At 32.6% G+C, this 26,496-nt stretch carries 21 protein-coding genes; 11 read left to right on the top strand and 10 right to left on the bottom strand.

What is annotated here, in order from left to right:
* Positions 1-71: 71 nt before the first annotated feature.
* The 3 genes from ACJ6WR_RS09060 (at position 72) to ACJ6WR_RS09050 (ending at position 3,585) form a co-directional block, all read left to right on the top strand.
* Complete coding sequence (locus ACJ6WR_RS09060) at positions 72-1,052, top strand: succinylglutamate desuccinylase/aspartoacylase family protein (protein WP_409417634.1); 981 nt, start codon at positions 72-74, stop codon at positions 1,050-1,052.
* The gene (locus ACJ6WR_RS09055) at positions 1,042-1,608 is read left to right on the top strand and encodes a 5-formyltetrahydrofolate cyclo-ligase (protein ID WP_039113167.1); all 567 of its coding nucleotides are present in this window, start codon (positions 1,042-1,044) and stop codon (positions 1,606-1,608) included. The genes ACJ6WR_RS09060 and ACJ6WR_RS09055 overlap by 11 nt, the downstream gene beginning before the upstream one ends.
* Before the next feature lie 429 nt (positions 1,609-2,037).
* The gene (locus tag ACJ6WR_RS09050; RefSeq protein ID WP_409417633.1) at positions 2,038-3,585 is read left to right on the top strand and encodes a vWA domain-containing protein; all 1,548 of its coding nucleotides are present in this window, start codon (positions 2,038-2,040) and stop codon (positions 3,583-3,585) included.
* A gap of 83 nt (positions 3,586-3,668) precedes the next feature.
* On the opposite strand, the gene ACJ6WR_RS09045 is transcribed toward ACJ6WR_RS09050, so the two are convergent.
* From ACJ6WR_RS09045 to ACJ6WR_RS09010, 8 genes are all read right to left on the bottom strand, one after another.
* Complete coding sequence (locus tag ACJ6WR_RS09045; RefSeq protein WP_039113164.1) at positions 3,669-4,418, bottom strand: tetratricopeptide repeat protein; 750 nt, start codon at positions 4,416-4,418, stop codon at positions 3,669-3,671.
* A 96-nt stretch (positions 4,419-4,514) separates the two neighbouring features.
* A complete protein-coding gene (locus ACJ6WR_RS09040; protein ID WP_039117973.1) occupies positions 4,515-6,269 on the bottom strand; it encodes a BatD family protein in 1,755 nt (584 codons plus the stop codon).
* A 102-nt stretch (positions 6,270-6,371) separates the two neighbouring features.
* Positions 6,372-7,151 (bottom strand): tetratricopeptide repeat protein, encoded by a 780-nt coding sequence (locus ACJ6WR_RS09035; protein ID WP_409417632.1) that lies wholly within the window; start codon positions 7,149-7,151, stop codon positions 6,372-6,374.
* Positions 7,152-7,200: 49 nt separating this feature from the next.
* Entirely contained in the window at positions 7,201-8,235 is a 1,035-nt protein-coding gene (locus ACJ6WR_RS09030; RefSeq protein ID WP_039117974.1) for a VWA domain-containing protein, read from the bottom strand.
* Positions 8,236-8,309: 74 nt separating this feature from the next.
* Complete coding sequence (locus tag ACJ6WR_RS09025; RefSeq protein ID WP_039113160.1) at positions 8,310-9,311, bottom strand: vWA domain-containing protein; 1,002 nt, start codon at positions 9,309-9,311, stop codon at positions 8,310-8,312.
* Positions 9,311-10,942, bottom strand: coding sequence for a hypothetical protein (locus ACJ6WR_RS09020; protein ID WP_039113158.1), 1,632 nt, complete (start codon positions 10,940-10,942; stop codon positions 9,311-9,313). The genes ACJ6WR_RS09025 and ACJ6WR_RS09020 overlap by 1 nt, the downstream gene beginning before the upstream one ends.
* 157 nt (positions 10,943-11,099) lie before the next feature.
* The gene (locus tag ACJ6WR_RS09015; RefSeq protein WP_039113156.1) at positions 11,100-11,963 is read right to left on the bottom strand and encodes a DUF58 domain-containing protein; all 864 of its coding nucleotides are present in this window, start codon (positions 11,961-11,963) and stop codon (positions 11,100-11,102) included.
* An 82-nt stretch (positions 11,964-12,045) separates the two neighbouring features.
* The gene (locus ACJ6WR_RS09010) at positions 12,046-13,050 is read right to left on the bottom strand and encodes a MoxR family ATPase (protein ID WP_039113153.1); all 1,005 of its coding nucleotides are present in this window, start codon (positions 13,048-13,050) and stop codon (positions 12,046-12,048) included.
* 212 nt (positions 13,051-13,262) lie between these two features.
* Between ACJ6WR_RS09010 and ACJ6WR_RS09005 the strand changes: the two genes are divergently transcribed.
* The 3 genes from ACJ6WR_RS09005 to ACJ6WR_RS08995 all read left to right on the top strand — a co-directional run bounded on the left by ACJ6WR_RS09005 (position 13,263) and on the right by ACJ6WR_RS08995 (position 16,358).
* Positions 13,263-14,135 carry an aldo/keto reductase family oxidoreductase gene (locus ACJ6WR_RS09005; protein ID WP_039117979.1) on the top strand — a complete coding sequence of 291 codons (873 nt, stop codon included), beginning with the start codon at positions 13,263-13,265 and terminating at the stop codon, positions 14,133-14,135.
* A gap of 120 nt (positions 14,136-14,255) precedes the next feature.
* Positions 14,256-15,008, top strand: a complete 753-nt coding sequence (locus ACJ6WR_RS09000) for an SDR family NAD(P)-dependent oxidoreductase (RefSeq protein WP_409417631.1) — start codon at positions 14,256-14,258, stop codon at positions 15,006-15,008.
* A 210-nt stretch (positions 15,009-15,218) separates the two neighbouring features.
* Complete coding sequence (locus ACJ6WR_RS08995) at positions 15,219-16,358, top strand: ATP-binding protein (RefSeq protein ID WP_086893796.1); 1,140 nt, start codon at positions 15,219-15,221, stop codon at positions 16,356-16,358.
* A 249-nt stretch (positions 16,359-16,607) separates the two neighbouring features.
* Here ACJ6WR_RS08995 and ACJ6WR_RS08990 read toward each other — a convergent pair whose 3' ends face one another.
* Positions 16,608-17,351, bottom strand: a complete 744-nt coding sequence (locus ACJ6WR_RS08990; RefSeq protein ID WP_409417630.1) for a PdaC/SigV domain-containing protein — start codon at positions 17,349-17,351, stop codon at positions 16,608-16,610.
* Positions 17,352-17,542: 191 nt separating this feature from the next.
* Between ACJ6WR_RS08990 and ACJ6WR_RS08985 the strand changes: the two genes are divergently transcribed.
* The gene (locus ACJ6WR_RS08985; protein WP_409417629.1) at positions 17,543-18,685 is read left to right on the top strand and encodes a cystathionine gamma-synthase; all 1,143 of its coding nucleotides are present in this window, start codon (positions 17,543-17,545) and stop codon (positions 18,683-18,685) included.
* A 70-nt stretch (positions 18,686-18,755) separates the two neighbouring features.
* Here ACJ6WR_RS08985 and ACJ6WR_RS08980 read toward each other — a convergent pair whose 3' ends face one another.
* Positions 18,756-19,550, bottom strand: a complete 795-nt coding sequence (locus ACJ6WR_RS08980; protein ID WP_039118025.1) for a THC0290_0291 family protein — start codon at positions 19,548-19,550, stop codon at positions 18,756-18,758.
* A 323-nt stretch (positions 19,551-19,873) separates the two neighbouring features.
* Between ACJ6WR_RS08980 and gdhA the strand changes: the two genes are divergently transcribed.
* The 4 genes from gdhA to ACJ6WR_RS08960 all read left to right on the top strand — a co-directional run bounded on the left by gdhA (position 19,874) and on the right by ACJ6WR_RS08960 (position 26,452).
* Positions 19,874-21,217: an NADP-specific glutamate dehydrogenase gene (gdhA, locus tag ACJ6WR_RS08975; RefSeq protein ID WP_039113147.1), complete on the top strand. Its 1,344-nt coding sequence runs from the start codon at positions 19,874-19,876 to the stop codon at positions 21,215-21,217.
* A gap of 130 nt (positions 21,218-21,347) precedes the next feature.
* Positions 21,348-23,636, top strand: a complete 2,289-nt coding sequence (locus ACJ6WR_RS08970; RefSeq protein ID WP_409417628.1) for a two-component regulator propeller domain-containing protein — start codon at positions 21,348-21,350, stop codon at positions 23,634-23,636.
* Positions 23,637-23,721: 85 nt separating this feature from the next.
* Positions 23,722-24,435: a DNA repair protein RecO gene (gene recO / locus ACJ6WR_RS08965; RefSeq protein ID WP_409417627.1), complete on the top strand. Its 714-nt coding sequence runs from the start codon at positions 23,722-23,724 to the stop codon at positions 24,433-24,435.
* 124 nt (positions 24,436-24,559) lie between these two features.
* Entirely contained in the window at positions 24,560-26,452 is a 1,893-nt protein-coding gene (locus ACJ6WR_RS08960) for a PQQ-binding-like beta-propeller repeat protein (RefSeq protein ID WP_409417626.1), read from the top strand.
* Positions 26,453-26,496: the final 44 nt, after the last annotated feature.

The following is a 26,496-nucleotide window of genomic DNA, read 5'->3' as shown; positions in this document are numbered from 1 at the left end:
AGATTATAAGTGTTAAAGTCAAAGATATAAATTTAAAATATAATTTCTATATTTAGCTTTTATTATTGAATATGAGAAATAGTAAACCATTGGTGATTTTTGGGGAATCCATTTTACCAGGTGAAAGCAAAACCGTTAACGTCGAAATTGCTCGACTGCACACTACAACCAAATTAAACATTCCTGTTATTGTAAGACGTTCGAAGATTGAAGGGCCTGTTGTGCTTTTTTCGGCAGGGATTCATGGTGACGAAATTAATGGTGTCGAAATCGTACGTCAGATAATAAGCAAGAGAATTAATCGTCCGCAAAAAGGAACTATCATTTGTATTCCGGTTATAAATATGTACGGTTTTGTAAATAAAGCGCGTGAGTTTCCTGATGGACGTGATTTAAACCGAGTTTTTCCTGGAAGTAAAAAAGGCTCTTTGGCAAGCCGTTTTGCTTATCATATTGTTACCGATGTTTTGCCAATTGTAGATTATGCTGTCGATTTTCATGCTGGTGGAGCAAGCCGTTTTAATGCACCGCAGATTAGACTCTCTGAGAATAATCATGACTTAAAGGTTTTGGCGGATGTATTTAGCGCACCATTTACTTTGTATTCTAAAAACATTTCGGGTTCGTTTAGGAGTATCAGCGAAAAATTAAAAGTAAAAATGTTGCTTTTTGAAGGTGGAAAGTCATTAGATATTAATCATGAAATTGCTAATATTGGTATTGATGGAGTAAAGCGTTTGCTAGCTTATTTAGGAATGTTAGATTCTAATCATATTGTTGCAACGCCTGAAGAACCGTCTATTTATATCGAAAAATCGGTATGGCTACGAGCTAAATGCTCAGGGTTACTACATGACTACAATACAATTGGAAAGTTTGTTAAGAAAGGAACTATTCTGGCAATTATTACCGATCCTTTTGGTAAGTTTGAAAGAAAAGTAAAAGCACCGCATGATGGGTATATTATTAATGCAAACCATTCGCCAATTGTGTACGAAGGGGATGCTATTTATCATATGTCCAAAAACAATCTAGACGAAGATGACAACTAAAAAAGAATTGCGCTTACAAAAAAAAGGGTTGAGGAAACAACTTACTGAAACTGATATTGACGAATTGAGTTTGGTTATTGCCAATAAAGTACTTTCATTACCAATTTGGGAGAAAACTTATTTTCATGTTTTTTTACCAATAGTAGAACATAAAGAAGTAAATACGGAGTTTATTTTGCATTTACTTGCCGGAAAAGACAAAGAAATTGTAATTTCTAAAAGTGATTTTGAGACCCGAGAAATGACTCATTTCTTGCTTACTGATAATACTAAAATAAAGAAGAACGAATATAATATTCCTGAACCTGTTGATGGTCTGGAAGTTCCGTCGAGTAAAATTGATGTTGTTTTTGTTCCTCTTTTAGCATTTGATACTTCTGGAAATAGAGTAGGATATGGAAAAGGATTCTACGATAAATTTTTATCTGAATGTAAACCAGAAACAATTAAAATAGGTTTGTCTTTCTTTGAGGCTGAAACCGAAATTACAGATGTTTTTGAAGGGGATATAAAACTTGATTATTGTGTTACGCCTGAGAAGGTATATAAGTTCTAGGTTTTGGGTTTTTACCGCAAAGTTTATTTTGGGTCTTTTTACCGCAAAGTTCGCTAAGAAATTAGGTTTAGTTTGTGGTGTATTAAGGTTCGCAAAGTTTCTCCGTTTGTTTTTTTTTACCACAAAGTTCGCTAAGAAATTATATTTAGTTTGTGTTGAATTAAGGTTTGCAAAGTTTCTCCGTTTGGTTTTTTACCGCAAAGTTCGTAAAGAGATTATGTTTAGTTTGTGGTTAATTAAGGTTCGCAAAGTTTAAGAAAACAACATTCAATTTTAAATCGTTTATTTTCATTTGTAGAAAAAATTTAAAAAATTTTTGGCATTGAATTTGAATTGGCTCAAATCGCAGATAATTTTAACTAGTACATCCGGAATGCTAGCCATTATTTGAAAGAAAAACCAATTTACTAATTCTTAAAATTTATTTAAATGAAAAATAAACATTTTTATTTGATGGCATTCCTTGTTCTTGTTTTATTTAGTTGTTGTAAAAAACGTGAGTACAGCGATGAGGCTGCAGCCGCTGATGATGTAGTAGTTTATGATACGGAAATTCCCGAAAACATACTTCCAGATTCTAATACCGAAAGTTATGTTGGTCTTGAAGAAAATCCTTTTGAATCTCCTATAAAATCACCACTTTCTACTTTTTCTATTGATGTTGATAACGCATCTTATACCAATATCAGGCGTTTTATTAACAACGGACAAAAGGTTCCTCAAGATGCTGTTCGTGTTGAAGAAATGATGAATTTCTTTAAGTATAAATATCCACAACCAGAAGGACAAAATCCATTTTCGATTAATACAGAATTAAGCGATAGTCCTTGGAATAAAAACAGTCAATTACTAAAAATTGGTTTGCAAGGAAAAGATATTCCAATGACGAATTTACCAGCATCAAATCTTGTTTTTTTAATAGATGTTTCTGGATCTATGAGTGATGATAATAAGCTTCCGCTATTAAAAGAATCTATGAAGATTTTAGTAAAAGAACTTCGTAGTGAAGACAAAGTTTCGATTGTAGTTTATGCTGGTTCTGCGGGAGTGGTATTAACGCCAACTTCGGGAGATAATAAAGAAGAGATTTTAGATGCTTTTGATAATTTAAGCGCTGGAGGAAGTACAGCTGGTGGAGAAGGAATTGAATTGGCTTATAAGTTGGCACAACAAAACTTTATTAAGGAAGGAAATAACAGGGTTGTTATTGCTACTGACGGAGATTTTAATGTTGGAGCTTCTTCTGACATGGATATGGAAAAACTAATTGAAGAAAAAAGAAAATCGGGTGTTTATTTAACTGTTCTTGGATTTGGAATGGGGAATATTAAAGACAGTAAGATGGAAATTTTGGCAGATAAAGGAAATGGAAATTACGCTTATATTGATAACATTCAGGAAGCGAATCGATTTTTAGGAAAAGAATTTAAAGGTTCAATGTTTGCCATTGCAAAAGATGTAAAAATTCAGATAGAATTTAATCCTAAGCATGTTCAGGCTTATCGATTAATTGGGTATGAGAATCGCAAATTGAAGCCTGAAGATTTTAAAAATGATGCAATTGATGCTGGAGAATTAGGAAGTGGTCATACCGTTACAGCATTGTATGAAATCATTCCTACAGGAGTCGAAAGTGATTATATACCTTCAGATTTAAAATACACAAAAGTAAAATCGGACAATTCGAATTATAATGATGAGCTTGCAACTATTAAATTTAGATACAAAAAACCAGATGGTGATAAAAGTATAGAAATGGTAAGTACTATTGATAATAAGAAAGTCTCTTTGGATAGTAGTTCTTCGGATTTTAAATTTACAACAGCAGTTGCTTGGTTTGGATTAAAATTAAGAGATTCCAAACTTATTGCGAATAGTTCTAGTGCGGATATAAAAAAGTTAGCAAAATCAGGATTAGCAAATGATGATGAAGGTTATAAAGCCGAATTTATACGATTGGTAGATGCTGTAAATTAGATAGATGTAGCAAACAAAAGAAAATCCCAAATTCAATTTTATATAATATTGAATTTGGGATTTTTATTTTTTAAACAAATGAATTATTTCACCTCTTTAACAGCCGAGGATTCTATCCAACCTTCGGTTCCATCGGTTAGTTCTATTTTTTTCCAGTTTTGTAATGACTGTTTTACGTATACTTTTGCTCCTTCGTGAAGGGTAAAAATAGGTGAACCAGCTTTTTGAGGTTCGCTACGTACTTCGGCAATTTCTGCAAATACTATGGCAGGTCTTTCGTTATCAAAATGACTTTTTTCTAAAAACCCTGCTGTTAAGCTTACCAATAAAGCAAGTAATATCAAAAACATTCCGATAAAATAAACTCTTTTAGAACGTGTAAGTTGCGAAAAATAGTACCCGATAAAGCAAAGCAAGAATGCCGATGCTATCCCTACAGAAATCCATGCCCAGGTATTGTAATGATATATTCCGGTAAAGTTTCGGATGAGTTTTGCAAAACCCACTTTAGGAACTTCTTTTATTTCGTCGATTGTTAGTTTTTTAGCAAATTTTAAATTGTTTAGAGCCTCTGGATGATTAGGGTTTAATACCAAAGCTTTTTCGTAATTGTATATTGCTGGAGCTACTTTATTTAGTTTGTAATAGCAATTACCTAAATTATAATATAATTCAGCCGATTGTTTTTTATCAACTTTTATAACGTTTTCATACTCTTGTACTGCTTGCTCGTATTTTGATTCTTGGTATAAAGCATTCGCTTTATCAAAGCTATTTTGAGCAAAGAAAATTTGGGATAATAATAAGAATAGGTATAAAAGAATATTTTTCATTTTATTGATATGTAATAAGAGTTTCAACTTTGCGAACCTTAATTCAGCGTAAGCTAAATTTAATTTCTTAGCGAACTTGTGTGGTTAGAAACTATATTAAACAATTTGTTTTTCTAATTCTGAAATTATCAATACAGCTTTATCAAAATCTTGCTGAATAGAAGCGCTAGATGCTGGTGCATATCGTGCAAACTCACAGTTTTCGGTTAGGCTAATAAAATTTTTAACCGATTCTGGATTTGCTTTTCGAGACAATAAAAGCTCTGTGATATTATCCTTGCTCATTTCTGAAGTTTCGATATGTAATTTGGCTTTCAGGAAATTATGCATTGCTTTTTCAAGCGCAATATAAAACGGTTCTTTGTTATTGATTTGTTTTTTAGCTTCAGATAAATATTTCTTAGCCAGTTTATTGTTCATTTTAATTCTGTTTCCAGTAATGTCACCATCAATAGCTTCTTTTTTCTTCTTAGCTAAAACTATAATTGGTACAATCAGGAATGGTAAAAACAATAGGGCATAAAACAAGTTTGATCCATAAAAATCATCGTTTACGACAGAGGTAAAATTGCTTTTTAGCTTAATATACTTGAACTGTTCTGTAGCCGATATTTTGTTTTTTGCAGTTGGGCTAGAAGCCACATTTGCATCTGATGGCGTTGGACCATCAAGAACATTCACCATGATTTCTGGAGAAGTAACTGTTTTGTAACTTCCTGTATTTAAATCAAAATACGAGAACTGCATTGGTTTTATGGCATAATTTCCTTTGTATTGTGGTATAATGGTATAGGTGTCTGATATTTTTCCAGACATTCCGCTAAGTGTTGTGTTTACCTTCTCGTCATGTACAGGGTCGTACATTTCTAGCGCGTTTGGTACAACTGGTTTAGGCAGGGTAAATAATTTCATATTTCCGCTACCAGCAGCACTAACAACTAACTCCAGGCTTTCTCCGTTTTTTAACGTAGTTTTAGATGGCGTTACTTTAAAGTCGAATCGACCTACAGCACCCGAAAATCCTTCTGGTTTGCTAGATTCAGGAAGTGCTTTTACATTGATAGTTTTGGCTCCTGCCGATACACGTTTGTTACCATCGGTAACTACAACCTGACCAAACATATTTCTTCGGTTAGTAGGTAATTGCACATCGATATCTAATGCTAAAGGTTCAATCACTAATTTACCTGATTTTTGTGGATATAATACCGTTTTTCTAAGTACTACGTAACGATATTTTTCGCCTTTAAACATACCTTCTTCAGCAACTAGTTGCTTAATGTCAATATTTTGACTCCAGAAATCATTGTATTTAGGTTTGTCTAATTCTCTCCAATTTGTGATACCGATATTATAGCTGAAATACAATTTGTAAACAACAGTAATTGGTTCGTTTATATATGGGTTCGTCTTAGATATATCGGCAACTAGATATAAATTATCATCGGCAGATATTTGTTGTGGATCATTTGGATCTCTTTCTTGTGCTACTGCAGCTGTAACATTTATTTTTATAGGAGATGTTTTGTAAACCTGACCATTATATTCTATTGCAGCTTGTCTTATAACAAGGCTTCCTTTTTGGTTTGGTAATAAGAAATATGAATACACTTTCTCGAATGAACTTCTTCCGTTTACCCATGACTGACTTACTTGCTGACTTGGTCCAGCAACAATTCTAAAACCTTCAAATGTGGGCTGAACAAAGTTATCGCCATCAACATTCATAATGAAGTCAATTCGAAGTCTTTCGTTTAAACCAAGCGTAGTTTTGCTTACTCTGGCCTCAAATTGAACTTGAGCCATAAGCCCTTGGAAACTTAATAGTAATAGAATTAAATATCTTTTCATTACCTGTTTAATCGTTTTTTTAAATCGTTTAACTGTTTAATCGTTTAACCATTTATTGTTTGTCAAATAAACAAATAAACAGTTAAACGATTCAACTTTATTTTACCAGTCTTTTTCAGTTTTTCTAGGAGCGCCTTTTACTTTTTGACCGTTTACTTTATCCTGAATTTTCTTTTCTTCATTATTTACTGCATCAAGAAGATTTTGTAAACGTTCTTTAGAGATTCCGCCTGGTGTAGGTTTTGGTTCTCCTTTATTATCATCTTTCTTAGGGTCGCCTTTATCGTCTTTTCCGTCTTTTTTATCTTTATCAGGATCTCCCTTATCATCTTTTTTATCTTTGTCCTTATTATCTCCTTTGTCGTCTTTCTTATCTTTTTTATCGTCCTTCTTGTCGTCTTTTTTGTCCTTGTCCTTATCTTTATTTTTGTCTTTGTTTTTATCGTTTTTAGGAGGATTTTCTTTTAGCATTTTCTTAGCCAATGCAAAGTTGTAACGTGTTTCTTCATCTGTAGGGTCGTTACGTAATGCATTTTTATAAGCTTCAACAGCTTGTCCATAATCTTTCTCTTTCATAAAAACATTACCAAGGTTGTGGAGTGCTTTGTGTTTTTGAGATGGTGTTTTGGCATTCTTTAATGCTTTTGCGTAAGCAAATTTAGCTTCGCTAGCTTGGTTTTGCTTATAAATAGCATTTCCTAAGTTATAAGGTGCAACGGTACGATTTGGGAATTTAGATTGCGAGATTCTATAATCAGCTTCGGCATCTACAAATTTATTCTGTTTATATTCTTCATTAGCTTTAGGCAACGCTTTGTCCTTTTCTTGAGCCGAAACAGCCAAAGAAAGCGTTAATAAGATATATAGAAGTAAATTTCTCATTCTAATTTTTTTGTTTTTTTTGTTTCAAAAGATAACTGTGTTGAAACAATTATTTTGTTTCGTTAAATAAATTCAACTCTTTAACCCAATTTGTTTTTCTTTCTAATAAGAAAAGATCAATGAATAATAATGCAAATGCAATACCAATAAACCATTGGAATTGAGACTGAAAATCGGCCATTTGCGTAGCTTCAAATTCTGTTTTCTGAATATTATCTAAAGCATTTTTTACATAATCCAAAACTTCTTTGGTATTACTGCCATAAACATAACCACCTTTGGTCGCTTTTGCAATAGCTTTTAGCCCTTCTTGATTTAATTTTGTTATAACGACTTCATTGTTATTGTCTCTTTGGAAACTCTCAACAACACCATTTTTTTTCAATGGGATTGTAGCTCCTTTTTCAGTTCCGATACCAATAGTAATGATTTTCATTCCTAGTTTATTGGCTTCTTCGGCAGCAGCTTCGGCTCCTTCAGAGTGGTCTTCTCCATCTGAGATTAAAATCAATAGCTTACTTGTTTTGCTTTTTTCGTCAAAATAAGTTGCAGATAGTTTTATAGCTTCATCAAGTGAGGTTCCTTGCGATGAAACCATATCTGGGGTCATGCTTTGCAAGAACATTTTGGCAACGCTATAATCTGTTGTAATTGGTAAAACTGGGAATGCACTACCAGCATAGGCTACGATTCCTATTCGGTCGTTTCCTAGCTGATTAATAATTTGCGATACTAATTGTTTACTTTTTTCTAAACGACTTGGAGCAACATCTTCGGCAAGCATACTTTTAGAAACGTCTACTGCAAATACAATATCAATTCCCTCACGTTTTACAGTTTCCATTTTTGTTCCAATTTTCGGATTAACCAATCCTAAAATTAATGCTGCTAAAGCTAAAAGGATAACTCCTAACTTTAAAAATGGTTTAAAAACAGAATGCTCCGGAGTTAGTTTTTTTACTAAATCCAAATCTCCAAATTCGCGTTGTTTTTTTCTTTTCCAATACATATTGAAAAGAAAAATGCACACCAAAATTGGAAGCAATATAAGAAGGTATAAATATTTTTTTTCGTCTAATTCCATTTTTAAATTCTAGTTTTCAGTTTCTAGTTTCAGCTCTCAGTTATTTACTGTGACTGTAACTGAATACTGAAATATTAAATAAAGCTTCTGTAAACAGTATTTCGTAATCCAATTTCCAATAATAGCAATAAACCAGCTAATATCACAAAAGGTCTGTATTTTTCATCATAATCATAGAATTTTAATTCTTCGATTTCGGTTGTTTCCAGTTTATTGATCTCATTATAGATAGAAGCTAATTTTTCATTACTTGTAGCTCTAAAATATTTTCCGCCAGTTTTGTTTGCAATGGTTTTCATCATTTGCTCATCAATTTCTACTTTCATCATTCTAAACAAGAACTGACCATTTGGAGCAATTGCATAAGGAAACTCTGCCATTCCGTTAGTTCCAATACCAATTGTATATACTTTAATACCGTATTGTTTTGCAATATCTGCGGCTGTATCTGGCTCAATAAATCCAGCATTATTAACACCATCGGTCATTAATATAATAACTTTACTTTTGGCTTTGCTGTCTTTAAGTCTGTTTACGGCTGTTGCCAATCCCATTCCTATTCCAGTTCCGTCAACAAGAACATTGTCATATTTTATACTTTTAATAGCCTCAAGAATAATTGCTTTATCACTTGTTACCGGAGTTTTTGTATAAGCTTCAGATGCGTATAAAACAAGTCCAATTCTGTCGTTTGGTCTTTCGCTAACAAAGTCGGCAGCCAATTTTTTAAGCGCTTGCATACGATCTGGTTTTAAATCTCGTGCAAGCATACTTCCAGAAACGTCTATTGCCATTACAATATCAATTCCTTTTGTTGTTTTTGTCTTATTACTTACATCTACCGTTCTAGGTCTTGCTAGTGCAATTATCAAAGAGCTTAAAGCTAAAATTCTAAATACACCCAAAAAAGGTTTTAGTTTTGCTAATAATGATTCTGAAGATTTAAAACCTTGCAGTGAACTCATTTTTAATGTTGCCGATTGCTGATTTCTTTTCCAGAATAACCAAGCAATTGCAATGGGAATCAAAAGAAACAACCAGAAAAACTCAGGGTTTAAAAAAGTTATTTTATCCATTAATTAGTTGCTTTTTTTAGTTCTACAGAGTTTAATATGCGGTCTGCAATATCATTGGCATAAGTATCTCCTTCTTCGTGAAAAATCATTATTTGTTGTAATCCGCCTTCTTGGCTAAATAAAAGGATTTCGTAATACATTTTGGTACTCGATTTTGTGCCTTCATCTATACTAGAGAAAGTACCGTAACCTTTAACTCCGCGAATTCCTTCTTTGGTTTCGAAATCTTCTTGTTTAACAATCATATTTCGTGCTCCTTGTGCTTCGATAGTTTTTATGGTAACTTCTAGAGATTTAGATAAATCTATTTGAGTTTCTTCCTTATATTTTAAAGTAGAAATCATCAATGAGAAATTATCAACCAAGCTTCCGTATCCAAAGGATTGCATTTCTTTAATTAACGCTAAACCTTCTTTAGGGAACATTTTAGTCAAATCCATTCTTTTTAAAACTTTTGGAGTTTCAATTAAGATGCCAGGATTTCCGTATTCACTTTTTACCCATTCTCCTTCTAATAATTCTTTAGATGGATGTCCGATAATATTATCTTTTACATAAGTAAAACCTTTGGTCGCAATAAAATAACTGGTAACAAGAACAATCAAAAACAATACAGTTGCTACTGATAAGGCAATACGTTTGTTGCGTTTTTTTAGTAACTGAAGTTTTATTTGTTTCTGTCTTTGCGCTTCGTTTAATAAAGTATCTTCCTCGACAACTACTTCTACAGGAATTGCGCTGTCTAGAGTAAGGATTGCTTTTTGAATTTTATTTCTGTCTTCGGTAATTTCAAAATCTAATGGTTTAGATTTTGCAAATTTCACTAAATCGGCTTGTTTTAATACACGCTCTAAGTTCTCGACAGTTTCTGGCGTTAATGCCATTTTTTTCTTTACTGATGCAGCTCTAATTCCTTGTATTAATTCAGATGTCGTGCTTTCCATTGCTGGAATTTCGATTGCTTCCTCGATATAATTTCTGGCAATATCAGTCAACTCGCTATAATAGGCTTTAACTTCACCTTTTTGCCAAAGTTCTTTTTTCTCTAATGTGTTAAGCAAACTTGTTGCTTTTTCGATAGGAGTTTTATAAACTTCTTCTTCAATTTTCTTTTGTTGTCTTTTTTTGATAAACCAATATACAAAAGCACCAATTCCTAAAATTAAGGCTAGAATCAAAAGGTATTTCCACCAATCTCCAATTCCATCTTCAACTTTAGTAATGTCTTTAATGTCATACATTTTTTGTTGCAACGTATCTACTTTTACATTTGCAACTTCTACTCGAATAGAATCAGATAGGTAAGGTTTTTTATCGATGAGGATTTGAATACTAGGAATAGTATATCTTCCAGAATCAAATTGAGTTAAACCATATTTTTTTATCAATTCATAACGGTCATCTTTTTTGACAGTATCAATTGGATATGATTTAATTACCTCAAGAGGACCAATATTTTTAAGTTTAGGAAAAACAACTTTCGACTTAGAATCGACAGAAGTTTTAATTGTTAACTTAAACTCAGCTCCAATTTTATTTTTAGTAGTATCTATACTAGTCTCAATCTGTTTTTGTTGTCCAAAAACAGTTGCCGATAGCAAGAATAAAAATATGTAAAGTTTTAATTTCATTTGATTTTTTTGATTCAGATTTTGGTCTAAAACGAATGCTTAAAAATGGAACGATGATGATACAGATTTAAGCAGATTTTATTTTTATTTTTTTCTTCGAATTATGTTTAAAATCTAATTTTCTAACAATCTAAGAAGTCTAATTAATCTAATTCTCTTATCTCGATTTAAAATAGCCTAATAATTTGGTTACATAACTTTCGTCTACGCGAGTATTTACAACACCTGCCCCCGATTTGCTAAAAGTCTCCTTAAAATAAGCTACTTTGCTATGGTAGTGTTTTTCGTAATTTGCTCGTATTGTTTTGGAACCTGTATTGATTAATTGTGTTTTACCAGTTTCGGCATCAAGCATTGAAACCATTCCGATATTTGGTATTTTTTCTTCTCGAATATCATATACTCGAACACCTGTAATATCGTGTTTTTTGGATGCAATTTTCAAGGTATGCTCATAATCATCAGACATGAAATCGGAGATTACAAAAACGATGGCTTTCTTTTTTTGTGTACCTGATAAAAACTTTAATGCTTGTGCAATATCAGTTTTATGACTTTTAGGTTCGAATTCTATTAATTCGCGGATAATACGCAATACGTGAGATCTTCCTTTTTTAGGCGGAATATACAATTCGACTGTATCTGAGAATAATATTAAACCTATTTTGTCATTATTTTGAGTTGCCGAAAAAGCCATTGTGGCTGCAATTTCGGTTACAATATCTTTTTTAAACTGATTTTTAGAACCAAAACTCTCAGAACCCGAAATATCCACCATAAGCATCATGGTAAGTTCGCGTTCTTCTTCAAAAACTTTTACGTGGGCTTCATTATAACGAGCGGTTACATTCCAATCGATAGCACGTATATCATCGCCATATTGGTACTGACGCACCTCGCTAAAAGTCATACCACGACCTTTAAATGAAGAGTGATATTCTCCCGAAAAGATATGATTACTCAATCTTTTGGTTTTGATTTCTATTTTACGTACTTTTTTTAATAGGTCTTTTGTATCCATTTTTAATTTGTTTAAAGTTTAAGAGTTTAAGGTTTCAAGTTCGATATGCGACAATTTGAAACTTTAAACATTAAACAAATTTTTAAGGTACTTCAATTTCGTTTACAATTTTATTGATGATGTCTACAGAAGTGATGTTTTCAGCCTCTGCTTCGTAAGTAATACCTACTCTGTGACGTAATACATCGTGAACAACTGCACGAACATCTTCTGGAATTACATATCCACGACGTTTAATAAAAGCATAACATTTTGCGGCATTGGCTAAGTTGATACTTCCACGAGGAGATGCTCCAAAACTGATAAGTGGTTTTAAATCAGCTAATTTGTATTTTTCTGGGTAACGCGTTGCGAAAACAATATCAAGAATATATTTTTCTATTTTCTCATCCATGTAAACTTCACGAACAGCTTCTTGTGCACGTAAAATTTGCTCAACAGAAACAACTGGATTTACTTTCTCATAACTTCCTTTTAAATTTTGGCGAATTACTAGACGCTCTTCATCCATTTTTGGATAGTCAATTACGGTTTTAAGCATAAAACGGTCAACTTGCGCTTCTGGTAGTTGGTATGTTCCTTCTTGCTCAACAGGGTTTTGAGTTGCAAGTACTAAAAACGGGCGATCTAGTTTAAAAGTAGTGTCCCCAATAGTAACTTGTTTTTCTTGCATCGCCTCCAAAAGTGCCGATTGTACTTTGGCAGGAGCACGGTTAATCTCATCGGCAAGGACGAAATTGGCAAAAATTGGTCCTTTTTTGATAGAAAATTCATTTGCCTTGATGTTGTATATCATCGTACCAACAACATCGGCAGGTAATAAATCGGGTGTAAATTGGATACGGCTAAACGAACCTTGCACTGCTTGGGAGAGTGTATTTATCGCTAATGTTTTGGCTAATCCAGGAACACCTTCTAATAAAATATGACCCTGACCTAGAAGTCCGATTAATAAACGTTCGACCATATGTTTCTGACCCACAATAACTTTGTTCATCTCCATTGTGAGAAGGTCTATAAAAGCACTTTCTCTTTCAATTTTTTCATTGATCGCTCTAATGTCTAAAGTCGTTGTATTTTCTTCCATATAAATATTTTTAAAACCTTGAATTTAATGCCTTACTTTTGAGAGTGCAAATTGAATATTTTTTGAGAAGTAAGATGTTAAAGAATGGTTAAAACTTCGACCAAAGCTCTAATTTTAAGGTTGAATTGTGATTCTATTTTTATATTTTTAAGAACTTTGATGATTATGTTTTAGAAAGCAAGATTTATTACTACAAATAATGTTATATTACCATGAGCAAAACGCTATTATCGCCTATAATTGTGGGCACTATGAATTGGGGAGTTTGGGATAAAAATCTAACTCCCAAAGAAATGGAAAACCTTATCCAAATATGTTTAGAGAATAAAATAACCACCTTTGATCACGCAGATATTTACGGTTCATATACTACCGAAGCTGATTTTGGAAAAGCATTCGCAGCAAGTAAAGTTTCAAGAGAGAAATTACAACTGATTTCGAAGTGCGGAATCCAGATGATTGCCGAAAACAGAAACAATAAAATTAAGCATTACGACTATTCTAAAGAATATATTACTTGGTCTGTAGAAAACTCTTTGAAGAATCTTAAAACGGATTATTTAGATGTTTTTTTACTACACAGACCAAGTCCTTTAATGCAAGCCGATGAAATTGCCGAAGCTGTTGAGAAATTAAGAACTGAAGGTAAAATTGTAGATTTTGGATTGTCTAATTTTACAAGTGCACAAACGGAATTAATTCGCCAAAAAATCGATGTTAGTTTTAACCAAGTACAATTTTCGGCTACAAATTATGAGCCGATGGTTGATGGTAGCTTTGATTATATGCAAATGCACGGAATTCGTCCGATGTCATGGAATCCGCTAGGGACAGTTTTTAGAGAAGACAATAAACAAACGCGAAGATTAAAGAAATTATTGGCAACATTGGTTTCTAAATATAGCTTAGGGTCAGATACTATTTTGCTAAGTTGGATTTTAAGACATCCTGCAAAAGCTCTTCCGATAGCTGGAACAGTAAACGTAGCTAGAATTCAATCGTTAATGAAAGCGGTAGAATTAGAATTAGAAAAAGAAGATTGGTTTGCTATCTGGACAGAAAGTATGGGAGACGATGTGCCTTAATAATAGTTTTAAGTGTCAGTATTCAGTTTTCAGCAGCTATTAGTATGAAAAAATATTTGCCACAGATTAAAAGACTAAAAATATTTTTTTAATCTGTGGCTAAAAAATAAAAAACATAGAATGAAAAAAACAGTTCTAATTACTGGTGCTACAAGTGGTATAGGTAAAGCCACGGCACAATTAATGGCACAAAATAACTATAAAGTTATTCTTTGTGGTAGAAGACAAGATCGATTATCAGAATTAGAGAAGGAACTTTCGGAATTTACAGAAGTGCATACTTTGGCATTTGATGTTAGAGATAAAGAAGCTGTTTTGGAGCGCATTAGTTCTTTGCCAGAATCATTTTCTGTGATAGATGTTCTTATCAATAATGCAGGAAATGCACATGGATTGGATCCAATTCAAACAGGAGATTTAGACGATTGGGATGCAATGATTGATATTAATGTGAAAGGACTTTTGTATGTTTCTAAAGCGATTATTCCGCAAATGACAGAACGAAAATCGGGACATATTATAAATATTGGTTCAACTGCAGCCAAAGAAGTTTATCCTAACGGAAATGTATATTGCGGTACAAAACACGCTGTTGATGCAATAAGTAAAGGAATGCGAATAGATCTGAATCCTTATGGAATTAGAGTAGGAGCTATTCATCCTGGAATGGTTGAAACTGAGTTTAGCGAAGTACGTTTTAAAGGTGATGTTGAGAGAGCTTCAAATGTTTACAAAGGGTTCGCTCCATTGCAACCAGAAGATATTGCCGATATTATTCATTTTGTGGTTTCAAGACCTTATCATGTAAATATTGCCGATTTAGTAGTTACGTGTACAGCTCAGGCATCCTCGACTATTGTTAAAAGAAATTAATTAGATTATTAGACTAGCTAGACTTCTTAGATTTTTAGACTAATAAAAATCGTTAAATGAGATAATTGAGGTTTTAATAATTGCACTAATATGAATTAAGATGGTTTTATTTATGTTGTCTTACGATAAGACAATCGAACAATCCAGTAATCAAATAATCCAACAGTCTAAGAAGTCTAAGCTAGTCTAATAATCTAAGAAGTCTAAATAATGATTAACAAACGCCTTTTAATAAAAAACCTACTCGCTCATAATGATGAGAGTAGTTTTTATGATAAAAAAAGGCAATTGAACTTGCATTCTCGCGAAGGGAAGGCAAAGTTTTTAAAGCATATCTGTGCTTTGTCAAACTCGAACCCTACTAATAATTCTTATATAGTTGTAGGTGTTGAGGACCAGGATAATGAGATTGTAGGTGATGATTTTTTTGACGACAGTCGGATTCAGAATCTGGTAAATGCTTTTCTTGAAAATCCTCCAAAAATTCAATACGAAAATGTACCTTTTCCTAATCTTCCAAAAGATAAAGTAATAGGATTGGTTACAATTAAGCCTAAAAGTAAGATTTCTTATTTTAAAAAAGGAATTCACACTATTGTTGCTAATAGTGTTTTTATTAGACGAGGAAGTAATTCGGTTCCTGTTGAAGAAAGGGAAGTGGAGAAAAATTATCAAAATACTGAAACCGTAATTGGGATAGAGAATAGTTCCCGTAATAGTATAGAGTATACGCTGGATGGTGTAATCGACTTTATGAATTTTCGACATAAAGATATGTCGCCTAAGTATAAAGTTTTTAAAGAATTATTTGTTATTTGTTGGGCTGGAGTTCCTAATAAATCTCGTGATAAAACGTTTTTGTCCCGTGTCGATATCGAGCTGATAAATGAGCAAATTAAGTTGTTTTATTCTGCTCAGGATGTAGTCACAATTACTTTTGATGAAGATAGTTTTACTATTCTCGAATACGTTCCGTTGGGCTTAAATGATAAAACAAGTTATTATCCGCTGGAACAACAAACAATTCATTTTTTTGATAATGGCTACTATAAAATAGATAGAGAAATACTTTTTCAGCCGCCGGAGTTTAATCGAAAAATGCTTTATCATATATACAACTCTAATATTGCATTGCTTGGAAAATTACAAAAAGGAGTGGCCTTGTCTAATCGTGAAATGATTGATTTGGAGAATTTACCTTCGACTTTTATGATTTGTTATCTTAATGGTTTTGAAGATGCAAAACAAAAATTAATTGATGCGAAATTACTTTTAAAGCCTTTTACTCAAGTGTATTTATCTTTTAAAGAAGCTTTACGAATCTTGAGAAAGATGAAATATGATGTTTAGTGAGGAAGGTGAATTAGGTGCTAAGGTTCTGAGAAGCAAAGGTTCAAAGGTTTTTTTAGACTGCATCTAATGAAAATTTTTCATGAATGTCAATAATGTGTCTCGCAAAGGTTTTTCGTAGAGACGCACCGCAGTGCGTCTAATTCTTTGTGATTGTTTTTTTTGAATTGCCTCCAGTTTTAACTGGAGGAGAAATTAAGGTTTTGTGGTTGGCTTCAGCCAAATTGTTTTCGCTTCTGTATTCAAGAATTACTTGAAAATTAAGTAATCATTTACTTTATCGTAAGGCAATAATAATTCTTTTGGACCATCTGCGTACGAAGCAGCTTCATACGAATTGTAATAAAGTAGTAATCCTTCTTTAGTATAAAAAATATTTAAAGGTAGATTGAACTTTTCATTTTCAAACATTAATCCTGTTGCATTGATGCTTCCGCTGGCAGGAATTTTATATTTGTTTCTGAATTCTTTTTCGGCGAAAGCCTTAAAATCTTTTTCGCTTTTAAATAATTGATTGTTTGTAATTGTTTTTCCTGTTTTAGGATTAAATAATAAAGAACGATATCCTTGGTAACCATGTGCGCCACCAGTAAAGGTATAATGGTTAAATTTTATGTTTAGAATGCTATCAGATTGATATTCTACATTACCCTCAATTTTGGCCTCCCAACCAAATTTATCTTCGGGAAATTTTTTCTGCATTTCTTCGTAAGAGCTAATAAAGGATGCAGTTAAGTCATTATAGTCGGTAGATTGGAATGGTTTTTCTCCAAAATAAACGATTTCTTTTAAGACAGAAAATACTTTCTTATTGATGCTATCTGCTACGATTGGAACATTTTGAGCAATCGGAACTTTTAAACTAATCTGAGGACAATTGGTTTTGCAAGGTAAAGCTGATTTCTTTCCGAATGTTTGTTCTTTAAAAGAAAGTTCTTTAGTACAACTTGTTAAAAACAAAAGGCTTACGAATAAAAAGGTATATTGTCTCATCTTGAAAAATGTTAATTAAATATAAAGGTATTAACTTGTAACTTGATTAAAATAAATTAATGGGTAAATTTGTAGAGTATTTTGGAGTCTCAAAAACATAAAGGTATGAAATTGATAAGATTTCAAGCATAAAATTATAATTAAGTAAAAACAGTGCCATATTGCACTAAAAAAATAAATATTATCTACATATGAAATTCAATACAAAAGTTATACATGGTGGTCAGCATCATGACCCAAGTACAGGAGCAGTAATGCCTCCAGTGTATCAAACATCTACGTTTATCCAAACAAGCCCAGGGCAACCTCTTGGAGATTACGAATATAGTAGAGCATCAAACCCTACAAGAAGTGCTTTGGAAAATGCCTTGGCTAGTATTGAAAACGGAACACGTGGATTAGCTTTCTCATCTGGATTAGCTGCGACTGATTGTGTTTTACGCTCATTTAAAGCTGGTGATGAAATCATTGCTATGGATGATTTATACGGAGGAACATACCGTATGTTTACACGAATTTATAAAGATTCAGGAATAAAATTTCATTTTGTAGATATGAATGATATCGCAAAATTTGAGTCTTTAATAAACGAAAATACAAAATTGGTTTGGGTAGAAACACCTACAAACCCGTTGATGAAATTGGCGGACATTCAGGAAATTGCCAAAATCACTAAAGAGAAGAAAATATTATTTGCAGTCGATAATACTTTTGCAACACCATATTTACAAAAGCCTCTTGATTTAGGAGCTGATATTGTAATGCATTCTGCTACTAAATATTTAGGTGGACACTCAGATGTTATTGCGGGAGCTTTAATTGTAAAAGATGAAGCTTTGGGTGAGCAATTACATTTTCAACAATTTGCTACTGGAGGAACTTTAGGGCCAATGGATAGTTTCTTGGTTTTAAGAGGGATTAAAACGCTTTCGCTAAGAGTACAAAGACATTGTGAGAATGGAGAAAAAGTGGTTGAGTTTTTAAGTAATCATCCAAAGATAAAAACAGTTTATTATCCGGGATTACCTAGTCATCCGTTTCATGAAATTGCTAAGAAACAAATGAAAGCTTTTGGAGGAATGGTTTCCTTTACTTTTGTTTCGGGTAAAAAAGAAGATTCGATTACTTTCTTAGAAAAATTGAAAGTTTTTACTTTGGCAGAATCTTTAGGTGGAGTAGAATCTTTGGCAAATCATCCTGCTTTAATGACTCATGCTTCTATTCCTGCGGATAAAAGAGCAGAAGTAGGAATTACAGATGATTTGGTTCGATTAAGCGTAGGTATTGAAGATGCAGAAGATTTAATTGCTGATTTGAAACAAGCTTTAGAATAATAGAAAAATAAGAGAAATAAAAAACCCCAACATTTATAAAATGTTGGGGTTTTGCTTTATGTAAAAGTTTCTAATAATCTAAGTAGTATACATAACCTAATGTAAACCAAACCTGAGAATCATTAGATTTATTTTCTGTGAATACTTTCGAATTTGGGTTTAATCCGTCAATCCAATCTGAGTTGTAAAATTGAGCTCTCATTTCAAATAATAAATCGTGCATAGGAGCTAATTTAAATCGTGTTCCGATCCCAGCGGTTAATGATAATACAGTTCCGCTTTCGCTAGAAAACCCGTATGGGTGCCCGTCTGAAGGAACTAAGTATTTATAAAAAGTAGTTGCTGGATCTCCTAAAGGTCCAAGAGAAGAACTTACTTTGGTGTTGTAATAACTAAACTGAATTCCTCCACTTATATAGGGGCTAAAACTACCTATGGTATTTTCGTAATCATGCATTTTCATAAATGGCGAATACTCTAGTTGTGTACCAAGATTAACCAATGATGTTTTTCCGCTCATGGCTTTAAGTTGGATAACTCCTATTTTATTAGGATTGCCATTAACCGTTTCACCAAAGTGGTCTAAACTTGTTTGGTTGTATGAAATTTCAGTACGTACTTTAAAGTGTTCATTAAAATACGCTTCACGTCTTGAATTGTATGAAAAATTTAAAAAGTGTACTACACCAATACCAAAACCTGTGTTTTTGGTATTTGTAGAGTTATCATTTCTTTGGCCATAGTCTGACTTGAAAGCAGAGGGGCCAAAAATAACACCAACTTCATGAGCTAGCCTAGATTGTGCCTTGGAATTGTATGAAAAAATAAACGAAATTAATAGTGAGATTACTGTGTTTTTGAGCATTAGGTTTAAATTTCTTTTCGCGACAAAGATATAAATATCCATCACAAATCATAAAATTTTCAAAAAAAATAAAAATGCTAAGGAGTATGTTGTTTTGACATTAAAACTATAACGTTTTCGTGCAAGACATTGCGTTAAAAATATCTATTTTAAAAAATATGTATTAATAATACAATTCTACTCATAATTTATAAAATATCAAGCCCAATTTCTTTATTAGGCGTATATTTGTGGAAAATAACAAAAGGATACTTTTATGTGTGTTTTTTGTTGTTTGGTTGAGTAAATAATAAAATTAATTTATTTGATAATTTTTTTAGAAAATGAAACAAAAAATAAATGAATTTATGGCTCTTGTAGAGTCAAAAAATCCAAATGAGCCTGAATTTATTCAAGCAGTTAGAGAATTTGCTGAAACAGTAATTCCATTCATTGCTGAACAAAAAAAATATGACGGTAAGAACTTGCTTCTTAGAATCGCAGAACCAGAACGTTCTATAATTTTTAGAGTGCCGTGGGTTGACGATAAAGGAGAAATTATAGTAAATAGAGGTTTTAGAATTCAGATGAATTCAGCAATCGGACCATATAAAGGTGGAATTAGATTTCACCATACAGTAAATTTATCAGTTTTGAAATTTTTAGCTTTCGAGCAAGTTTTCAAAAATAGTTTAACTACACTTCCTATGGGAGGTGGAAAAGGAGGTTCTGATTTTGATCCTGAAGGAAAATCTGATGGTGAGATTATGCGTTTTTGTCAATCGTTTATGACCGAATTATGTCGTCATATCGGACCAGACTTAGATGTACCTGCCGGAGATATTGGTGTTGGAGCTAGAGAAATTGGATACTTATTTGGTCAATATAAAAGAATCAAAAATGAGTTTACAGGAGTTTTAACAGGTAAAGGAATCGCCTACGGTGGTTCATTAATCAGACCAGAAGCTACTGGATATGGTGTTGTATATTTTACAGACCAAATGTTACGTACTATCGGACATGAGATTAAAGGAAAAAGAGTTGCGATTTCTGGTTTCGGAAACGTTGCTTGGGGTGTAGCTTTAAAGATAAATGAATTAGGAGGGAAGTTGGTAACAATTTCTGGTCCTGATGGATATATTTATGATGAAGAAGGTATTTCTGGAGAGAAAATCGAGCATATGGTAGAAATGAGAGCAAGTGGAAATAACAGAGCAGAAATGTATGTTAAGAAATATCCAAATGCTCAATTCCATAAAGGGAAAAGCCCATGGGAAGTAAAAGTGGATATTGCTATTCCTTGTGCTACTCAAAATGAATTGAACGAAGAAGATGCTAAGAAATTAATCGCAAATGGTGTTTTATGTGTTACTGAGGCAGCAAATATGCCATGTACACTTGATGCAATAAAACAATTTGTAGGTAAGAAAGTTCTTTTTGCTCCAGGAAAGGCTGCAAATGCTGGTGGAGTTGCTGCATCTGGATTAGAGATGACGCAAAACTCAATTCGTTTAAACTGGACTAGTGAAGAAGTAGATCTTAGACTAAAAGACATAATGGTAGGAATCCATAACCAATGTAAGAAATATGGCGTTGGTGCAGATGGTTACGTAAATTATGTAAAAGGAGCTAATATTGCTGGATTTGTAAAAGTAGCAGACGCTATGCTTGCTCAAGGAGTAGTATAGTTTTTTAAATACAATTAAAATGCCTCCATTCGGATTTTCGAATCGGAGGCATTTTTTATTTATATCAGAACGAAATTCAAATACTTTCGTTTGTATTATATTTGTGGAACCAATTGTATAGGTATAGATAATGGAAAAAAAGTTTCTTTACGTTTTGTTCTTATTGCTCATGCAATTTGGTTTTGCGCAAAACAAATTATTATGGCAAGGTTATTTCTCTTATAACCAAATAAAAGATGTTTCGGATTCTCCTACAGCAATTTATGCTGCTACAGAAAATGCATTGTTTTCTAAAAATACTGCAACAAATATTGTTAAGACAATAAATACTGTTGATGGCCTTTCTGGGCAATCTATCTCGTCTTTATATCATAGTGAATCATTTCGTAAAACACTTATTGGGTATGAAAACGGATTGATGACAATAATTAATGAAGTTGATGGAAGTATTGTAAAAGTGGTTGATATCATAAACAAACAACTTCCTGCGAATCTTAAAAAAATTAATCATTTCATGGAATATAATGGGATGGTTTATGTTTCATGCGATTTTGGAATTGTTCAGTTTAATCTCAAGACATTGCAGTTTGGAGATACTTATTTTATTGGTGACAGTGGAGCTCAAATTAATGTAAGACAAACTACGATTTACAACGGATTTATTTATGCAGCGACTAATAGTGGTATAAGGAAAGCTAATATTACGAATCCTAATTTAGTCGATTATATTCAATGGTCATTAGTTACTGCGGGCGATTGGTCAAGTGTAGAAACAAATGACACAAAACTGATTGCAATTAATGCTTCAGGTTATATTAATAACTACGATTCAGGGTCTAATACTTTTGTTGGATTTATGTCGCTCCCTCTACCGTCAAAAGATATGAGAGCTAAAAATCATAATTTATTTATAACTACAGCAAGTACAGTTTATGTATATAATAACCAAATGGTTTTACTACGCCAAATAAATAATAGTGACGTTTCGACCACAGGATTGAGTTTTACTTGCGCAACTGCTATTGGCGATAATATCTATATTGGAACAAATGAAAGCGGACTTTTTGTTTCTACGCTTTCAGGGGCTTCTATGTTTGAAAACACAATGCCAGCTGGGCCATCACAAAATAATATTTTTGCTATAAATGTTACGCCAAATTCTCTTTGGGCAGTTTATGGTAATTATGATGTTTTTTATAATCCATATCCATTGGATAGTTATGGGATTAGTAAATTTAGTACTGCGGGATGGTTAAACATACCATACGAAAAATTGTTTCAGGCGAAATCGATAACAAGAGTTATTGTTAATCCTAATAATGAAAATCAAGTATATGCGAGTTCTTTTTTTTCAGGATTATTAAAAATAGATAATGAGACTCCTTCAATTTTATATAATCAATCAAATAGCGGATTAGAGACTTTAACATTTTTGGGACCGAATTATATAGATGTTAGAATAAACGGAACTGCTTTTGATAAGTCAGGAAATTTATGGGTAACCAATAGTTTAATTAAAAATGGACTAAAGGTGTTGAGAACTAATGGGCAATGGCAAACATTTCCTATTGGTGCAGTTCTTAGTAAGCCTGAGGATGCTAGTTTTAGTAGTATGACTATAGATAAGAATGGAACAAAATGGATTGGTACAAATAGAGATGGCGTAATTGGTTTTAATGAAAGTACAAATACAGCCAAAAAAATTGCAGTTGGTATCGATAGTGGAAATTTACCAACTACAGATGTAAGAGCAGTTGTCGTAGATGCTAAAAATCAGCTTTGGATAGGTACAACAAGGGGGCTTCGTGTTTTGAGTAATGTAAGTAATTTCCAAACAGAAAATCAATTAAAAACAAACCCTATTATCATAATGGATGATGGTTTGGCTCAGGAATTACTTTATGAGCAATTTATCTCGGCAATTGTTGTAGATGGGGCAAATAATAAATGGATTGGAACCACAGATTCAGGTGTTTTTTTTGTTTCACCAAATGGTCAGGAAACTAAATATCACTTTACGATAAATAATTCGCCATTACCAAGTAATCAAATTAATGATATTGGTATAAACAGTGTCACTGGAGAAGTTTATATTGCGACAAGTAAAGGAATGGTTTCGTTTAAAGGAATCGCTACTGAAGCTAATGAAAATTTAAATAATGTATATGTATATCCAAATCCTGTACGTCCAGAATTTTCGGGAACAGTAAAAATTGCAGGATTACTAGATAAAGCCAATATTAAAATTACAGATATCGAAGGTAATCTTGTGTACGAAACAACATCCGAAGGAGGAACAATCGAATGGGATACGACTGCTTTTGGAAAATATAAAGTAGCTTCTGGTGTGTATATGATTGTTGTTTCGGCTGAAGACGGAGGAGAAACCAAAGTTAAGAAAGTAATGATAATACGATAGTTTTTAGTGTCAGTCCCAGTAATCAGTCTCAGTTTCTAAAAATCTAAGAAGTCTAAGCAAGTCTAAATAATCTAAGAAGTCTATTTTGCAAGTAAAAACCAAGGCAATTGTCATTTCAGCTATAAAATTCCAAGAAAAAAGCTTGATTGCCAAGTGTTTTACACTTTCGCATGGATTGAAAACTTATTTTGTTAGAGATGCTTTTTCAACTCGTAAATCCAGTCAGAAAATAGCTTATTTTCAGCCATTAACTATTCTTGAAATTGAGGCTGTACATAAAAATAAAGGCACATTAGAAAATTTCAAGGAAATAAAAATTGGAACCCCTTTTCAGACCATTCACACCGACATTGTAAAAAGTACGATTGTCATGTTCTTATCCGAGATTCTGCATTATTCAATTCAGGAAGAAGAAAAGAATGAATCACTTTTTATTTTTTTAGAAACAGCTTTGTTTTGGTTGGATCAACATGATGAAATTGCCAATTTCCATCTTATTTTGATGTTAGAAACTACTAAGTACCTAGGCTTCTATCCCGATGTTTCTGATGCCGATCTGCCGTTTTTCGAAATGAATGAAGGTGTTTTTACTCTTTTTCATGGGTTAAGTGCCCTAACCGAACATGAAACTAATTTGTTCAAAAAGCTAATAGATTTGAAGTTTGATAATGATCAAAAAGTTTTTCATGTTATTGAACGACAACTACTCCTGAAAATCTTAATAGACTATTATAGTTTTCATTTAGATGGTTTTAAAAGGCCGAAATCACTAGAGGTTTTGAAAGAAATATTTTCTTAAAAATCGAATCCTATTTTTATATATTTGCGCTGTAATTTTTATAAAATTTTGAAGTTTTCAATCTTTTATAATTAATTTCAAGAACATTATTCATTCTTAACTATAAAATTTTAAAAAACCAAACATGAAGAAAATTACGTTTTCGATTATTTTACTTTTATTAGTCAGCTTTTCGGCTATTTCCCAAAGGAAATATGACGAAATAGTTAACACAGAGAATACCGTACAAGATATGGTACAAAATGGAATTACAGGAATTGTTGTTTTTAATGAAGGAGGAACAATAAAAGGTTTAGATCCTGAAACTAAAAAAGTTGTATGGACTTTGACCAAAGATGATTTTGGAGGTAAATCAGCATTGACTATCATAGGTGATACCGATCTTACAAAGCTTTTTGATGATAAAAGTGCTTTAACTACTGTTGCCGGAAGTCCTTATGTTGAAGCTTACATCAATAACAAGTACATTATCATCAATACTGATACTGGTAAAGTGGTTTACAACTCTTCAAAAGAATCTTTTTGGGTAACACAATCAGATTTTATTCCTGAGACAAATGAGTATTTGCTTACTTTGAAAAAAGATGGCGACATGGCAATTGCATTATTGGATATGACGACTGGCGAATTAAAATGGAATACTACTGTAGATAAAGCAAAATCATTATTTAGCTTCTCTTTTAGAGAATCAGTAAACACAAACGTTGCTAAAGTACACGGATCAGTAATTTATTATTTGCTGTACGGAAAATTATATTCTTTTGACAGAGCTACCGGAAAGTTAAACTGGAAAGGTGAAGAAGATTATTCAAAATTCTTCCTGACGCAAAATGATAAAAATATTGTTGTAGTAAACAACACTGGAACTTTTTCGAATAAACAATATTTGAATGTTTTGAATACAGAAAACGGAAAAAGTATCTGGAAAGAATCAATCAAAACAAAGAGAGTTGTTTATCTTGAAGATTGGGGAACAAAATTGTTAGTAGCTCACTATAGTGGTTTTAACTTTTTTGATTTAAAAACAGGTGAGAAAATCTGGAAAAAAGATGCTCGTGGAGATGGTTTGAAAAGAGTAATTCCTATCGATCAGGATTTTTTATACGTTGCTGAGAACGAAATGATGTTGATCAATAAAGACGGAGAAAAACTTTGGAAAAAATTTATTGAAATTTCAGATGATAAAGAAGATCCGATTTATTATTTAGGTAAAGTAGGTGAAAAAGTAATGTATCTTACAGGTACTTACGGAAACATGGTTGATTATAAGACTGGAGTTAAACTTTGGAAACGTAACATCAACTTTGATAAAAACCGCCCGGTCTTACCAACTTATGATGAAGCAACAAACTCGTACTTAGTATATAATGATGAGAAGTTATATAAATTTGATCCAAGTATTAAAGACAAACCAGAGCCTTTTGCTAAAGTAAACATCAAAAAAGAAAAAGACTTAAACAGCATCGAATTATTTCCTTGGGGAGTTGTGCTTTCAGGACCAGTTGAGGTAATGGGAGTTAATATGGATGGTACAATCAAATATCACCTTACTTATACACAACCAGGAGAGTCAACAAGACGCCTTCTAAAAAGTGCTGCCATTGTAGGAAGTATCGGTTTAGGAGTTGCTGCTGGTGTAAGTGATTTTAAAGGTTCAGAAGTAACAATGACATATCGTGATTCTGGCGGAAACATGAGAACTACAGTTGTGAAGGCAGAAGATCAAACGAATAAAGATCAGGCAAAAGCTTATGCAGCCGGATCTGTAGCTCTTGGTATTGTAGCAGCTAAATTTAATTCTCGTTTTAATGCAATGAAACAAAATAGAGATTACTCTTATATTTTTGCAAAAGCAGAAACAGGAGAAAAAATTCTTGTAAAAGTAAGTAAAATAGACGGTGTTGAGGTTGATAAAATTATTTTTACAAACAACAAACCGGTTTATGAAGTAGATCCTGCAACACAAAATATTTTTTATGTTTCGGATAAATCTATTCAGATCTTTAATAAAAAATAAGAAAAATAAAAACCCAAAGCCATCAGGATTTATTTCTGGTGGCT

Source organism: Flavobacterium sp. PS2 (assembly GCF_046250155.1).
GTDB lineage: Bacteria > Bacteroidota > Bacteroidia > Flavobacteriales > Flavobacteriaceae > Flavobacterium.
The sequence above is the reverse complement of the archived record's forward strand: the minus strand, read 5'-3'. Positions and strand labels throughout refer to the sequence as shown.

Coding starts and splice junctions, on each gene's coding strand:
- ACJ6WR_RS09060 (WP_409417634.1), top strand. CDS start 72: ATGAGAAATAGTAAACCATTGGTGATTTTTGGGGAATCCATTTTACCA.
- ACJ6WR_RS09055 (WP_039113167.1), top strand. CDS start 1,042: ATGACAACTAAAAAAGAATTGCGCTTACAAAAAAAAGGGTTGAGGAAA.
- ACJ6WR_RS09050 (WP_409417633.1), top strand. CDS start 2,038: ATGAAAAATAAACATTTTTATTTGATGGCATTCCTTGTTCTTGTTTTA.
- ACJ6WR_RS09045 (WP_039113164.1), bottom strand. CDS start 4,418: ATGAAAAATATTCTTTTATACCTATTCTTATTATTATCCCAAATTTTC.
- ACJ6WR_RS09040 (WP_039117973.1), bottom strand. CDS start 6,269: ATGAAAAGATATTTAATTCTATTACTATTAAGTTTCCAAGGGCTTATG.
- ACJ6WR_RS09035 (WP_409417632.1), bottom strand. CDS start 7,151: ATGAGAAATTTACTTCTATATATCTTATTAACGCTTTCTTTGGCTGTT.
- ACJ6WR_RS09030 (WP_039117974.1), bottom strand. CDS start 8,235: ATGGAATTAGACGAAAAAAAATATTTATACCTTCTTATATTGCTTCCA.
- ACJ6WR_RS09025 (WP_039113160.1), bottom strand. CDS start 9,311: ATGGATAAAATAACTTTTTTAAACCCTGAGTTTTTCTGGTTGTTTCTT.
- ACJ6WR_RS09020 (WP_039113158.1), bottom strand. CDS start 10,942: ATGAAATTAAAACTTTACATATTTTTATTCTTGCTATCGGCAACTGTT.
- ACJ6WR_RS09015 (WP_039113156.1), bottom strand. CDS start 11,963: ATGGATACAAAAGACCTATTAAAAAAAGTACGTAAAATAGAAATCAAA.
- ACJ6WR_RS09010 (WP_039113153.1), bottom strand. CDS start 13,050: ATGGAAGAAAATACAACGACTTTAGACATTAGAGCGATCAATGAAAAA.
- ACJ6WR_RS09005 (WP_039117979.1), top strand. CDS start 13,263: ATGAGCAAAACGCTATTATCGCCTATAATTGTGGGCACTATGAATTGG.
- ACJ6WR_RS09000 (WP_409417631.1), top strand. CDS start 14,256: ATGAAAAAAACAGTTCTAATTACTGGTGCTACAAGTGGTATAGGTAAA.
- ACJ6WR_RS08995 (WP_086893796.1), top strand. CDS start 15,219: ATGATTAACAAACGCCTTTTAATAAAAAACCTACTCGCTCATAATGAT.
- ACJ6WR_RS08990 (WP_409417630.1), bottom strand. CDS start 17,351: ATGAGACAATATACCTTTTTATTCGTAAGCCTTTTGTTTTTAACAAGT.
- ACJ6WR_RS08985 (WP_409417629.1), top strand. CDS start 17,543: ATGAAATTCAATACAAAAGTTATACATGGTGGTCAGCATCATGACCCA.
- ACJ6WR_RS08980 (WP_039118025.1), bottom strand. CDS start 19,550: ATGCTCAAAAACACAGTAATCTCACTATTAATTTCGTTTATTTTTTCA.
- gdhA (WP_039113147.1), top strand. CDS start 19,874: ATGAAACAAAAAATAAATGAATTTATGGCTCTTGTAGAGTCAAAAAAT.
- ACJ6WR_RS08970 (WP_409417628.1), top strand. CDS start 21,348: ATGGAAAAAAAGTTTCTTTACGTTTTGTTCTTATTGCTCATGCAATTT.
- ACJ6WR_RS08960 (WP_409417626.1), top strand. CDS start 24,560: ATGAAGAAAATTACGTTTTCGATTATTTTACTTTTATTAGTCAGCTTT.